This window comes from Chryseobacterium sp. SSA4.19, from assembly GCF_022601875.1.
In the GTDB taxonomy this organism is placed as follows: domain Bacteria; phylum Bacteroidota; class Bacteroidia; order Flavobacteriales; family Weeksellaceae; genus Chryseobacterium.
The window spans coordinates 23,305-37,491 of record NZ_JAKVIP010000024.1; the positions used below are offsets into that span (position 1 = coordinate 23,305).

The window sequence follows — 14,187 nt, forward strand, 5'->3', positions numbered from 1 at the left end:
AGCGATGAAAAAGCAGAAACCAAGTTATTTGGATTTTAATTCAGAGGGTTATTCCTGGAAGCCTGATATTGACTACCGTGCCCATCCTGAATTGTACCGGGTAGGAAAGGGTGAGCAGGGAGTTCTTATCTGTGAACCTTATAAAAGTGAAATTGGACCGTATTGGCGTTTTAAAACTGTTGAAATTGCTGAGGAAAGCTCTGAAAAGATTTTCAGGATGTTTAAAGAATATTTAAAAAATGATGAGTTTGTAGGAGCGGATATGTCCAGGAAATATCTGCAGATGGGTTATACGAGGGCACGACGGTATTACAATTATAAGGGCGGAAAAAAATATGATAAAGAAAACGGATATACAATTTTGGAAAGAGGAAACGGAGATCCGGAAAAAGCGAAATCCGCATCAGTTTTTTATGATAAGTGGAAGGAAGCCGAAGCTGATCTTCAATATGCTGAAATGAAAAAGAGGTGGAAGCAACAAAAAGGGTAAACAAAATACTTATTAAGAGAAGCCGAAAAAAATTATATAAAACCGGTTTTTCTAAACTATTATTATAAAAATGTATAAACCGTACCAGCAGAATAATAGTTTAAATAATAAAGCTGTCGGTATAATCTTACAGTTGAAAAACCATCAGACTAATTAAAATAGACTATAGATAAAAGGACTGTTATATTCTAAAAATGAATTAAACCGTCCTCGAAATTAAGAAAATTAAACGGCCAATAAATTATTGATTTTAGAAATAATATCATCAAGGTCAAAAGGTTTTGCCACAAAATCGTTGGCTCCTGCATCTGATGCAATATCACTGCCGTCTACGCTGGCAGATAACACAATTACCGGAAGGTCTTTTATCTCATTGTTGCTACGGATTGCCTTGAGTACCTGGTCACCGGATAACAAAGGCATCCATAAATCAAGCAAAATAAGATCAGGCGAGTTATTTTGAATCTGTTTTATAAGATTGGTGCTGTTAATTTCCGTAAAAACAATAAACCCTTCTGTTTCAAGGAGCATCTGTAATACATCCAGTATGCCCTGATCGTCATCACAGACGATGATTTTTTTGCTATTCATTTTCATCATTTTTCATTATAGGTAAAGTAAAGCTGAAGGTTGACCCTTCACCAACTTCGCTCTCTACCCAAAGTGTTCCGTTATGATTGGCAATAATCTCATGGGAAATATAAAGTCCTATACCCAAACCGGGAAATTTTTTCTGGATATCTCTTGCTCTGAAAAATCTTTCGAAAATTTTTGTTTTGTCTTGGGCATTAATGCCCATTCCGTAATCTTTTACAGAAACTTTTATAAAATCGCCGACCCTGTTTATGTAAACGTCTACTTTATCTGAACCTGGAGAGTATTTAATGGCATTTGAAATCAGATTATTGATGACCTGAGAAATATGCAGCTCGTCCCCTAAAATGGTTGTACCGGTAGATCCAGATAAAGAAATTTTATGGTTCGGCGCTGCTAATGAGAGATTTTCAACCGTATCATAGATAATCTTATCGATTTTAAAAGGTTCTTTATGTAATTCAATATTGCCTGACTGAATTTTAGAGGTGTCTAAGAGATCAGATATCAGGATATTAAGACGGTCAACATAGACGGAAACCTTATCAAGTGTATCGTTATATCTTTCAGAAGCACCTTGAGGAAGCATCCTCTGAAGCATTTGTACAAGACCCTTTATAGTTGTTAAAGGAGTTTTGAGTTCATGGCTGGCTATCGAGAGAAAATCATCTTTCCTGCGGTCAATTTCTTTTTTCTCAGTAATATCCTCTATAGCAATTAATATCCTGTCCTTAAACTGTCCTTCGAATTCGATACGGAATGCATTCAGCAACATCACTTTTTTCCCGATATGAGGAAAATCGTGTTCTACTTCATAATCGATAACCGGGTTATTGGTCGGCAGGATTTTTACCAGCAGCTCTTTTAAAGAGTCGATGTCCCACTGGTGATTTCCCAGTTCAAATAAAATTTTTCCTACCGTATCTTCTGAAGTTACCTTAAATGAACTCAGAAAATGATTATTTGCACTCAATACCCTGTAGTCTGCATCCAATACTAATAAACTCTCTCGGACCGTCTGAATAATACTTGAAAGGAAAGCTTCATTTTCCACCAGTTCTTTCGTACGTTCCTGAATCTTTTTTTCAACAGAAGATTTTTCTTCACGAAGTTCATGTTCTGATTTTTTACGTTCGGTGATATTATTCTGTACACCGATAAAGTGCGTGATAATTCCTTCGTTATTTTTTACGGGAGATATGTAGAGTTCATTCCAGAACAGCTGGCCTTTTTTATTGTAATTTCTAATCTCAACCTTGCACTCGGTCCCCTTATTGATACATTCTTTAATATATTTCCTTTCAGGCTGTGATCTGTCCTGGGCCTGTAAAAAACGACAGTTATGTCCTATGATTTCGTCATAAGAATATCCTGTCATACTTTCAAAGGCCGTATTGCAATAAATGATAGGATTATCGGGTTGGGTATTATCAGTAATAATAATACCGGAATTTGCCGAATTCAGTGCCTGAATGTAAATATCAAGGTTATTATCCATCATAAAGGGTCTTTTTTGTGATGTTTCCAAATTGTACGGTTATTATTGACATCATTGCAAATATATGAGTAAAATCATAAAGTTTTGCATATTCGCATAACTGATTCTTCTCAGGCAAATAGTATGCCTATAATATGATTTATTTTAATTAATTATTGATGCTCACATAATTTTATTAGTATTCTTTAGATTGATTCACTCTAACTGTTTGCAAGGCAGTGTGAACCAAAAACGGCTTCCTTTGCCGATTTCACTTTCTACACCGATTTCTCCTTTGTGGCGCTTAATGATTTCTGAAGAAATGTAAAGTCCTAATCCGAGGCCGGAATATTTTTTACCCTGATGATTGGCCCGGTAATATCTGTCAAATATAAATGGTTGAATTGCAGGATCAATACCGTCGCCATTATCCTTAACGCTAATCTTTACAAGATCATTATCAAGCGTCTCTACTTGCAGGTAAATGTCTCTGGAGTTGGGCGCATATTTTACCGCATTGTTTACAAAATTGATAACTACCTGTTCAATTCTGTTTTCATCAGCAAAAACAAAAGCATTTGGATCACCTTCTATGTTCAGATTGTATTTTCCCATAAAACGGATATCATTGCAACAGTTGTTGAGCATTTTGTACACATTAAATATTTCTTTTTTAAGCTCCAGCTGACCTTCACTGATGCGGTGCATATTTAAAAGATCATCCACCAAAGCATTTAACCTTTTCATACTGCCGGATGCCTGGTCGATAAGCCGTGGAACCATTTCATGTCCCGGATTCCCTTTTAGCTTTGTGAGTAGCTGAATGGTTGCTTTCAAACTGGTAATAGGTGTTTTAAGTTCATGGCTGGCAATTCCAAGAAAATCATCTTTCTGTACTTCATAATTTTTCCTTTTGGTAATATCGACGGTCACTCCTATCATATGAGCAGGATCCCCCGCATCATTGTAGCTTGGCAAACCTGATGCGCTCATCCAGTGTAAAGAACCGTCCGGCCATTTGATCATATATTCTGCCTGGTAAGGTAATCTGCTTTTAACCGCATTGTCAACTTCTTTTTTTACATATTCTCTGTATTCCGGCAGAATACTGTTCATCAGGTCTTCAAAATTAAATGCATCATGTTTTGCAACTCCATAGTTGGCTTTGCATATTTCCGAGCAGCTCATGATGCCGCTTTTCAGGTCTAAATTATAGGAGCCGAGCTGACCGGCATGCAAAGCAATTTTAAGCTGTTGGTTTAGTTCTTCCAGTTTTTTTCCCTTTTTAATCCTGTCGGTAACTTCATTGGCAATCACGATAATGGCTGTTGATTTCCCATGTTCGTTTTTCAGCGGTTCATAAATAAAATCGAAGTAGCAGTCATTAACCGTCCCTTCTGTTTCCATTTTGACGTGGGCTGTATCACCTATATATGTAATCCCTGAAGTGAAAACATCATCAAGTATAGAGAAATATGGTTCACCTTTAAGTTCAGGCAAAGCTTTTGCTAGCGGTTTCCCGATTACAGAACTGCTTTTATTCCATATTTTCAAAATCATATCATTGGCCACTTCTATAATCAGCTTTCTTCCCGTAAGAATCCCAAATGCTACGGGAGCTTTGCTGATAAATGATTTTAACCGCTGTTCGCTGTTTTTAAGATTATTATTAAGCAGTACTGTAAGATCATACGATTTGCTCAGCTCATTGTTAACCTTATTAAGTTCATCATTGGTCGCTTCCATTTCCATATTAAATTCCGCCAGCTCAGAAACTGCATTCTCTAATTTTTTTTGAGCCTCACTTAACTGAAGATTTACCTGTTTGACTTCATCGATGGTATCCAGGGATGATCTTCTGAGTTCTATCTGGTCCATCGCTGTTTTGGCCAGGCTTTCGAGAATGGTCCTGTCAGCATCGCTGAATATTCTTGATTTCCGGTCAATTATACACAGGGTTCCTATAAGAAAACCGTCATGAGTGACCAAAGGGGCTCCTGCGTAAAATCTAAGTCCCAAATCGCCGGTGACATTAGGATTAGCCAGCAGGCAAGGTTCTTTCAGGGCATCTTCAAACACAGTAACTTTTTCATCCAGTATAGCTAATGCGCAAAGACTTTTTCCTCTATTTGCACGGGTTGCCTTACCCATCCCGATATTAGCCTTAAAGAATACGGATTCAGCGTCCACCAGCGAAAGCAATGATATCGGTACGTCAAATATTTTTGCGGAAAGCCTGGCAATACCGTCAAAACTTTCTTCTGAAGGTGTATCTGTAATCCTGTAACGTTTTAGGGCATCAAGACGCGCTGCATCATTTTCAGGCACGATATTTATTCCAAAAGTATTTTCAATCATAGTGTTCTGTTCTAATAAATAAGGAAAAGCTGATGCTAATAGATTAAGTAAATATACTATAAAAAACCAAAATGTGGTATCTGGTCATCCTTATAATATAATGCTATTTTATATCTGCATTTATTGGATAAGTAAGTTCTAATTATAAATTCCTTAATCTTATTGATCTTCAGTAAGTTTTTTAATCATTCCGTTAAAAAGATAGGCATGGAAAGGAAGTACGGAATACCAGTATAACCTTCCCAATAATCCTACCGGCCGGAAGGTTGCTTCCTGTATTAGTTTTCCATTTTCAATTTTGAAATCAAGCCAGGCTTCGCCCGGCATTTTCATTTCTGCAAAAAGGAGCAGCCTTTTGTTTTCTTTGCTGGCATACAATACCCTCCAAAAATCAACACTGTCACCTGCATTTACCGTAGCTGAATTCTTACGTCCTCTTTTCAGTCCTACACCGCCGAAGAGCTTGTCAAGCAATCCTCTTATGCTCCAGAGATGATTGGCGTAATACCAGCCGTTTTTTCCTCCGATTCCGAATATTTTATTTAGAGTTGCTTTCTCATTTTTAACTTCATTGATTCTTCTGTCTTTAAAAACACCCATGACTGGTACCTCTAAAAAGTCCCATACATTTTTGGTGTATCTGTAATTCCCGAAGGAATCATACCAGGTTGAGAGAACCTCATTCTGTTCAATTTTATCAAAGCTCAGTTTCAGACTTTCGCGATACGTCAGGAGTTTTACATGAAGTCTTTCGGCAAGATCATTATCTTTTGCCACCACATTAACGGTCATGCTGTCAACCAGATTTTTGGCTAGGGCATATGATGTTGATGTAATAAAATAGAGCCAGTAAGAAGATAATTTAGGACTAAGAAACGGTACGGAAATAATGAATCTCTTTAAATTTCGTTCACTGGCAAATATCAGCAGCATCTGCTTGTAGGACAGGATATCAGGACCTGCAATATCAAAATGTTGATTATATGTAAAGTTCTGATGGATCACACCGGTAAGCATTTCGATTACATTTCTTATGGCAATCGGCTGGCAAAGTGTTTTTAGCCATTTCGGAGCTACCATAACAGGAAGCTTTTCCACAAGATCACGAATAATTTCAAAAGAGGCAGAACCGGATCCGATTATGATTCCTGCACGGAGTACGGTAAGGCTGTAATTCGGAGACTTCAGTTCTTCCTCTACATCTTTCCTGGACTGGAGATGTTTTGAAAGCTTGTCTTCGTTGACAATACCGGTAAGATAAATTACCTGTTTACAATAAGTTTTTTCAATAGTTTCAGAAAAATTTTTAGCAGATATTTTTTCAGCCTTACTGAAGTCTGCATTGGAAGACATGGAATGGATAAGATAATAAGCTACATCGATATCTTTTTCTACAGGAACAAGGGTTTGGGGATCATTATAATCATGTTCGATGATGCTCAGCTTGTCCTGGTAATTATGATACATTGAAATATCAAATCTTTTTTTATCGCGCACCGAACATATAACTTCGTGCCCTTCACTTAAGAGCTGTATCAAAAGCCTCTTTCCGATATATCCTGTTGCGCCTGTAAGAAATATTTTCATATGCTGTCCATTTTTATTGTAGGTTAACAAGATTTATTCATAGTTGATCTTTTATTACCAGATCCGTTCTGTCCTTGTTCATTGTACTCTGACGCCTTGAAAGTTTACAAAACTGATACCATATAATAAAAATTTTGATTTTAGTTCTTGATTTGTTAAAATTGGTCTGCTTTATGCTAAGAAAATAACAGCAGGTTGATGATCACCTGGTTTTAATAGAAACACCACAAAATTATATAGTATGAAAGAATCTACTCAATGGGACAATGCCTCAACAATGAACAAGGAAATCGAACGTCAGAAAGCACTTAAGGTGCTCGAAAAAGCTAAGATGATCAGCAGAAAGGTTGTCTTTTTGCCCAAAGGAGCCAGCGGAAGCCAAAAGCAGAATAATTTATTTTAATTTTCGGTTTCTTTCCTGATATACAAGCTACTTCAAGTAGCTTTTTTTTTGACATTAAAAGTACGGATTGTGTTAGGCATTCGTATAAACAATTGCTTATAGATTAATTTAAAATCTATTTCTGATAAAAAACCTTTTCAGATTTTACATTAGTATTGTCAATAACTTATTCCGCATATGAATAAAAAATTATCCAGTATCAGTGGATTTGTGTCTTACAGAACGAAGTTGATAAATGCTTCCCTATTTTTTCTGCTTACTGTTTCATTTTTAATATTAACTTATTTTGTTCTTTCAAACCGTTCTGCCCACTGGGATTATTATATCTCCGGGATACTTCAGCACCAGCAGCATGCTGTTCTCGACACTTTAATGAAAGGATTCAGCTGGCTCGGAAAAGTACGGGTTGCTTTTTTTGCTATTTGCTTTACTTCATTATGTTTTTTAATGTACGAAAAAAAACGGGAGGCAATTCTGGTTGGCTCCACAATTCTTACGGGTGCCATAAGCTGGACCTTAAAAATGCTTATTGACCGTCCGAGGCCCGGTGCAGATGTAGTAAGGGTAATTGAAGAAACAAAATACCAGAGCTTTCCCAGCGGACATGTTCTATTCTACACCGTTTTCTTCGGACTTTTATCTATAATTGTATTTTATGCCCGAGGAATAAGCGGCAGGATAAGAGGGATTATGATTTTCCTGCTGGTCTTAATGATTGCTTGCGGAGCAGTTTCAAGAATCTATCTCGGTGCACATTGGTTTACTGATATTCTGGGAGGATTTATTGTCGGAATTCAGTTTTTGCTGATTGCCAGGCTGCTGTATTTAAAAAATAAGGCGTAATTGATATATTATTCTGACAATGGGAATAACAAAATGAATTTGTTAGTATTCATAGTATAAATTTAATGAATGATATTAGTATTATTACAAACGTTTCTGTTCTTCCGTTTTATCACCTGCTTTTGCTTCTTTTACTTTTTGATTTCCGAAATTATATTTAAAATTGATCATAAAATACTGCGTATCACGGTAATCTTTAAAATACTGATTCTGGTCTGCGTATCTCGTGGAAATGGTATTTTTGTTTGTTCTAAACAAATCATTCAATACCAAACCGGCTTCTAAGCGCTTATTAAACATTTTTTTGTTTAAGATAATATTGGTATTTTGGGATGAGCTGATATCAAAAGAGCCCTGAATCGTTTTTGAATTATAGACATAGCTGATATTAAGATCCCAGGTTTTTTCCTTATCAAGTGTAATCTGTGTGGAAATATTGGCATTATAAAAAAACACATCATTTTTATAGAGAATTTTATCAGTTCCCATAAAATAATTCTCATTGTATTCTCCCATAGCAAAAAGATTCAGCTTCCAGAATGGCTTCAGGGAAAAGCTTTTTGAAAAATTGATTCCTATATTTTTTCCGTGATCGATGTTGGTATAGTTATAAACCGTTTCAAAGGTTTGCGGATTCTGGACGGAGATTTCCATAGACGGATCTTTAATATAGCTGTAATAAGCTTCAAAATTCCAGTTTTTTAAGGTGTAAGTAAGGCTTAGGTTATGAATGATGGTTGATCTTAGATTGGCATCTCCCTGGAAATATGAATATAGATTATAATAGGATCTTGACGGATTTAAAAAATCGTAATTGGGGCGGTCAATTCTTTTTCCATAAGAAAAGCCGATCTGCTGGTCATCCTTCAGGTTGTACATCAGGAAAAGAGTAGGAAAGAGCCCTGTTCTTGAGGTTTTATTTCTTACGTCCGGATTGTCTGATTGTGTACTGATTAATGTGGTCTCCGATCGAAGGCCTGCTTTCAGTTCCCATTTATTCCATTTATATTCGGAAGAAAGATAAGCGGCAATAATATTTTCCTTATAAGTAAACATATTGCTTTTTGCAGGATCTGAAATTAAAATTCCTGTGGTTCCGTCAAAGAAGCCGAGATTATTGCTGTTATTGACAAAGCTGTATTTAATTCCGCTTTCCAGGGTAAGTTTATCATTTGAAAAGCGGTAATCCATTTGAGACGAATAAAGCGAAACATCCTGAATGCTGTTGCTGGCAAAACGATTTTTATTTTCGGGCTGGTTGATAAAATAAAGTGAGGTTTCAACATCCTGGTTTTCCTTGTATTTTTTTGTACTGAAATTATTGGTGAAGGTAAGGGTATGATCTCCGAATTTTTTATCATATACAAGATAAGTATTGAAGCTGTTATTGTATTGATTCCTTTTATTGGAGGTAATATAATAAGATTGCAACTGGTTGTTCTCCGTATTATAAATATTCGTCGGAACATTATAATTTCCCTGATTTTTGGGTGCATTGTATCCATCAAACCCGAATTGTATTGTCGAAAGGCTGTCTATACCGTATTGTCCTGAAAAATTATAGATGTGCTGCTCACGGGATCTGGTTTTTCTTACCATATCGCTTTCCCAGCGGGTTTTATCTTTATCAAAGGTTACAATATCAAAATTCTGACGTACGTAATCTCCTGTTATAAAATTATAGTTGCCGCTCAGCTGCCATTTTGCCGTATTGTAAGATTGGGACAGCCCAATCGTCCCTTTTGCGTAAATGGACTGATGGTATCTTGTGGAAACCCTGCCTTTATATCCGGAAAGTACGTTCTGCTTCATTTTGATATTGATGATGGCGCTTCCCTGTGCTTCATATTTTGCAGGAGGATTGGTAATCACCTCAACGGAAGATACGTTATTTCCATCGGTGTTTTCCAGCAGCTGTTTCAGCTGTTCCTGTGTCATCAGAGTCTTTTTATCGTTGATGGTTACGATGATCTGTGAGTTTCCGCGAATGCTTAACTCTTCATTTTTAACTAAAATGTTTGGTGTGCTTTTCAGGATGTCCCATGCATTCAGGTTCTGAAGAGGCGTTTTTTCAATATTGAATTCCAGCCTGTCAATTTTTCTTTTTAAGAGAGGCTTGTTAGCCGTAATCGTAATGGCTTCAATGGTTTTAATAGTATCTTTTTTTAAGATAATATTCAGGAATTCGTTTTGTTCTATTATGATTTCGTAATCCTGATAGTCTGGTTTTTTAATGAGGATAGATGTCGGAAACGATTGCATTCCTTCAACCGTGAAATTGCCCTGCTGATCGGAATAAAATAAAGTCTTATTATTTTTCACTTCAATACTGCATCCTGAAAGTGGTTGTTGATTTTCATCTTCAATGTGTCCTTTGATATTCTGGCCCCATATAATTACAGGAAATAAAAATAAAATAATGCTGTAAAATTTCATTTCATTAATTTTATTCAAAATTGGGAAGAAATGCAGGAAATATTTGTTAATGAACGGTTAATGAACGGTTAATGCTGAAAAGAAAGAAAATTAGATTGTATTTTTGAAATATGAACCGGAAGAAAATTAGTAAAGTAGGTTTGTTTTTATTCAGTCTGGCCATTTTGGTTGTACTGCAGGTGTATTTCATTTACAATTCTTATCGTCTTGAGGAAAAGGAACTCAACAGACAGGCCAGGGATATGGCCGAGCTTGTTATCGCTAAGATGGAAAAATATGATGCCAGTACCAATGAGGATAAACTGGTGGCAGATTTTCAGAAGCTGAACAATAAAATCAATATTCAGAGAGAAGAAATCATTCACCATGGAAAAATTACTGCTTCCGGAAATGAGCAGAGTAGGAAACTGGAAATGATCCTTAAAGAGCAGCTTTGCGAGTCCGGTTTTGACTTAGCTATAAAAAGTGAAATTTATTCAGTATATGACGAGCTGACTAAAAAAGAACTTTTACCGGAAAACCGTTCTGTTATTTTATATCAAACTGCAAAACCAATCACAAAACCGTTGGTTATTAACGAAGGCAAGTGGTCCAGCCGCAATTCCAGCAAAAACACGGAGATTAATCTGGAGGAAAAGCAAAATTACCTCATAAAATCAAAATCCAGTTTCCAATTGCTGAATATCCGCTTTCTGATTTTAAAAAAAATTATTCCTCTTGTAGTCATCAGTCTCTTTATTGTCTGTTTGATTATTTACCTCTTCAGGAACAGCATGAGGAACCTGAACCGTCAGGAAAATAAAATCTTACAGCTTCACACTACTATAGACTCCATTGCACATGAACTCAATACCCCAATTACCACGCTTAAATTTTCAATCGTTCAGTCCCCGGATATAGAGAATAAAGCTTTGTTAGAAAGACAGGTTAAACGACTTGAAAATATTGTGTCATCTATCCATTCGTATGATTCTGAAGGGGCACGGATAGATAAAAAGGAAATTGAGAATTATTTTTCGGAACTCAGGATAACACATCAGCATACCAATTTTAATATAAAAATTGATTTTATCGAAAATAAATTGTTGCTATACAATGATTTTAAGCAGATCATGGATAACCTTATGAATAATGCTTTAAAGTACGGAGCGACAGAAATAGAAGTATTTTTAAAAGTAGATAAAGCCGTTGAAATAAAAATTTCTGATAACGGGATCGGAATTCCCAAAGAAGAGCATAAGCTTATTTTTGAGAAATATTACCGTGTTACAAGACCGGAAAATTTTCACGTTAATGGTTTGGGAGTCGGCCTTTTTCTCGTGAAAACAATAGTGGATAAGTACAAAGGTGATATCGGGGTACAGTCGAAAAAGAAAGGAGTTACATTTAAAATTATGTTGCGGAATGAAGCTTAAAATTATATTGGTAGAAGACGATCCGGATCTGGGAATGGTATTGAAGCAGTATCTTGAATTTTCTGATTTTGAGGTAGTCTGGATTACACATCCTGAAGAAATCCTGAAAAATAAAAAGATGATCGACGGTTATCAACTGGCAATTCTTGATGTCATGCTTCCCGGAATAGACGGATTTGAACTTTCTAAAGAGATCAGAAAAACTTCTGATATTCCTTTTCTTTTTTTAACGGCAAAGTCCCAAAGTATTGACAGGATTTTGGGACTGAAGCTGGGTGCGGATGATTATATTACCAAGCCGTGCGAGCCTGAAGAACTGATTTTAAGGATTAAAAATATTCTCCGAAGGCAAAATCATATAAAAGAGGATATTATTAAAATCGGGTATTATTCATTTGTGCCGGAACAGTTCAGACTGATTTACCAGGACCACGCGATTCAGCTGACTGAGAAAGAATCTGAACTTTTGCTCCTTCTTTCTAAAAATAACCGAAGAATCATCAACCGGAAAGAAATCCTGGAGACACTCTGGGGGGAAAATGATTATTTTCTGGGCCGGAGCCTGGATGTTTTTATGACCCGTTTGCGAAAATACTTCCAGCATGACGAAAGGATAACGCTTGATTCCGTCCGCGGCGTTGGTTTCAAAGTAGAATTTCCTGATAACAGGTCCTGATTAGGAAGACGGCGATGTCATAAATATAAATCGATGCGAAATAGAAAATAGTTCGCATCGATTTATATTAACCTCACAAGTCGTAAAATATATCCGTCACCCTCTAACCGTATTTCCTATTAGAATTATAATTGCCTGCCGGATGGATTCCGTGAAAATTATTATACGTGTAATAAAGGTCTTTAAAATAAATTTCGGTCTCGACTTCATATTTTTCAATCACCAGATCAGTTTTCTGTCTTTTAGAAACTGCAGGGATATGATTCTCTTTAATCGCTTTTTTGTTGCAATGACAGTATAAATGATCATTTTCTACGTGTTGCTCAAGATCCATAACCACAATTTCCGTCTGCGCATACCTCTTGGATTTTTCAAAGGTTTCCTGCTCCAGTGTAAACCATGGTTCACCATGATAAAAAAAATGGTCGATAATTTCAGGATGGTTACTGTCTTTTTTTTCTAAAGGGGCAGCTGAGGAATAGCCATTGCATTTTGTGCACATGGCAACCTGTATTTTTATAGACATATTACTGGATTTATAGTGTTGTAGCTTTCCTACATCAGAAGTTGTGCCATATCCGTAAAATTGGGAAAAAATTATACGGTTACTTTTTGACGCAGAGTAGTAATGAGAATTATTACTATTCAGACAATTCTAAATCACAAAAGATAAATGATCTTAATATATCGAAGAATTATTCTGAATAACAGTAAAGCCTTGACTGCAGTTTTTTAATAATATATTATTAAAAAATTAATCCGGATAAATGTTACGGATTAATTTTTCGGTAGTTTTTTATAGTCTTGCATATAAAAATGGTAAAGAAAAAATTCTTTTTTTGAAAAATTTGATGGCTAAAAAGTGTTTTTTATACACTTTTAGTTAAAAAAAAATAAATATATTTTAACGTTTCTTATCATATCATTTAAATAGATCATTTAAATAATATTTTTTTATATTTTTTAATGTAATCAATTGTTGATTCAAGTATTACGGCGTTAATAAGTATAAATGATATGATAACCTTATCATTAATTTTATACAATTCTTATCATAAAAAATCGATATGTAAATTGTTGATATGTAACTGATAGCATTAATTTTATTTTTTTTATTCAATTGAATTTTTATATTTGTGATGTTACATAAATGTTAACGATTTAAATGAGCCCTAATTTTATTCATACGTATGTATCTGTCGACTGTGTTGTATTCGGATTTGATTACGAAAACAGGTTAAATATTTTACTGGTTCAGCGGCACGTTGATGAAGTTCCGGTAGAACGGCAGAAAAAATTACCGGGCAGCCTGATTTTTAGCGATGAGGATGTAGACGATGCTGCGCAGCGTGTTCTCCATGAACTGACTGGTATTAAGAAAATGGTGCTTAAACAGTTCAAATGTTTTGCAGATCCTTCACGGGCCAACAATAAGCATGACATTAAATGGATGGGAGAGGAATACAAGCATGATATTGACAGGATTATCACCGTAGCCTATCTTTCGCTTTGTAAAATTGATCATAAGATCAACAGCACAAAGTATGATACGGTAGACTGGTTCCCGATTGATGAAGTTCCTTCATTACCGTTTGACCACAATAAAATTATCAGTGAATCTCTGGTAGAAATCAGAAAATGGATAGAATCGGATTTCACCATTATTTTTGAACTGCTTCCGAAAAGATTTACCATCAGACAGCTGTATCAGCTCTACACTGCATTAAGTGAAAAGCATATTGATATTAAAAACTTTCATAAAAAAATATCGTCTTTCAACTATATTGTTCCGTTGGATGAAATTGAAAAAAATGTATCTCACCGGGCAGCACGATATTATAAGTTCGATGCTAAAATTTACAAGAAAAACAATACCAAACTAATCAAATAACACGCTTCTATATAAAT

At 35.6% G+C, this 14,187-nt stretch carries 12 protein-coding genes; 6 read left to right on the plus strand and 6 right to left on the minus strand.

Annotated elements, in window-relative coordinates:
• The first annotated feature begins 4 nt into the window (after nt 1-4).
• On the plus strand, nt 5-490 hold the full coding sequence (locus MKJ01_RS15160; protein WP_241614949.1) for a DUF4385 domain-containing protein: 486 nt from the start codon (nt 5-7) through the stop codon (nt 488-490).
• Nucleotides 491-715: 225 nt separating this feature from the next.
• On the opposite strand, the gene MKJ01_RS15165 is transcribed toward MKJ01_RS15160, so the two are convergent.
• The 4 genes from MKJ01_RS15165 to MKJ01_RS15180 all read right to left on the minus strand — a co-directional run bounded on the left by MKJ01_RS15165 (nt 716) and on the right by MKJ01_RS15180 (nt 6,506).
• Nucleotides 716-1,081 carry a response regulator transcription factor gene (locus tag MKJ01_RS15165; RefSeq protein WP_241614948.1) on the minus strand — a complete coding sequence of 122 codons (366 nt, stop codon included), beginning with the start codon at nt 1,079-1,081 and terminating at the stop codon, nt 716-718.
• Nucleotides 1,074-2,585, minus strand: coding sequence for a PAS domain-containing sensor histidine kinase (locus tag MKJ01_RS15170; protein WP_241614947.1), 1,512 nt, complete (start codon nt 2,583-2,585; stop codon nt 1,074-1,076). Before MKJ01_RS15170 ends, MKJ01_RS15165 begins: the two co-directional genes overlap by 8 nt.
• A 192-nt stretch (nt 2,586-2,777) precedes the next feature.
• Nucleotides 2,778-4,919: an ATP-binding protein gene (locus MKJ01_RS15175; protein WP_241614946.1), complete on the minus strand. Its 2,142-nt coding sequence runs from the start codon at nt 4,917-4,919 to the stop codon at nt 2,778-2,780.
• A 159-nt stretch (nt 4,920-5,078) separates the two neighbouring features.
• Nucleotides 5,079-6,506, minus strand: coding sequence for an SDR family oxidoreductase (locus tag MKJ01_RS15180; RefSeq protein ID WP_241614945.1), 1,428 nt, complete (start codon nt 6,504-6,506; stop codon nt 5,079-5,081).
• A gap of 241 nt (nt 6,507-6,747) precedes the next feature.
• Between MKJ01_RS15180 and MKJ01_RS15185 the strand changes: the two genes are divergently transcribed.
• Both MKJ01_RS15185 and MKJ01_RS15190 read left to right on the plus strand, forming a co-directional pair.
• Entirely contained in the window at nt 6,748-6,909 is a 162-nt protein-coding gene (locus MKJ01_RS15185) for a hypothetical protein (protein ID WP_241614944.1), read from the plus strand.
• Between the two features lie 177 nt (nt 6,910-7,086).
• A complete protein-coding gene (locus tag MKJ01_RS15190) occupies nt 7,087-7,752 on the plus strand; it encodes a phosphatase PAP2 family protein (protein ID WP_241614943.1) in 666 nt (221 codons plus the stop codon).
• Nucleotides 7,753-7,836: 84 nt separating this feature from the next.
• On the opposite strand, the gene MKJ01_RS15195 is transcribed toward MKJ01_RS15190, so the two are convergent.
• Entirely contained in the window at nt 7,837-10,188 is a 2,352-nt protein-coding gene (locus tag MKJ01_RS15195; protein WP_241614942.1) for an outer membrane beta-barrel family protein, read from the minus strand.
• Between the two features lie 110 nt (nt 10,189-10,298).
• On the opposite strand from MKJ01_RS15195, the gene MKJ01_RS15200 reads away from it, so the two are divergent.
• The gene (locus tag MKJ01_RS15200; protein WP_241614941.1) at nt 10,299-11,603 is read left to right on the plus strand and encodes a sensor histidine kinase KdpD; all 1,305 of its coding nucleotides are present in this window, start codon (nt 10,299-10,301) and stop codon (nt 11,601-11,603) included.
• On the plus strand, nt 11,593-12,279 hold the full coding sequence (locus tag MKJ01_RS15205) for a response regulator transcription factor (RefSeq protein WP_241614940.1): 687 nt from the start codon (nt 11,593-11,595) through the stop codon (nt 12,277-12,279). Before MKJ01_RS15200 ends, MKJ01_RS15205 begins: the two co-directional genes overlap by 11 nt.
• Nucleotides 12,280-12,382: 103 nt before the next feature.
• Here the strand turns inward: MKJ01_RS15205 and MKJ01_RS15210 are convergent, their stop codons facing one another.
• Nucleotides 12,383-12,805 carry a hypothetical protein gene (locus MKJ01_RS15210; RefSeq protein WP_241614939.1) on the minus strand — a complete coding sequence of 141 codons (423 nt, stop codon included), beginning with the start codon at nt 12,803-12,805 and terminating at the stop codon, nt 12,383-12,385.
• A gap of 639 nt (nt 12,806-13,444) precedes the next feature.
• Here MKJ01_RS15210 and MKJ01_RS15215 point away from each other — a divergent pair.
• Entirely contained in the window at nt 13,445-14,170 is a 726-nt protein-coding gene (locus tag MKJ01_RS15215; RefSeq protein ID WP_241614938.1) for an NUDIX domain-containing protein, read from the plus strand.
• The last annotated feature ends 17 nt before the right edge of the window (nt 14,171-14,187 follow it).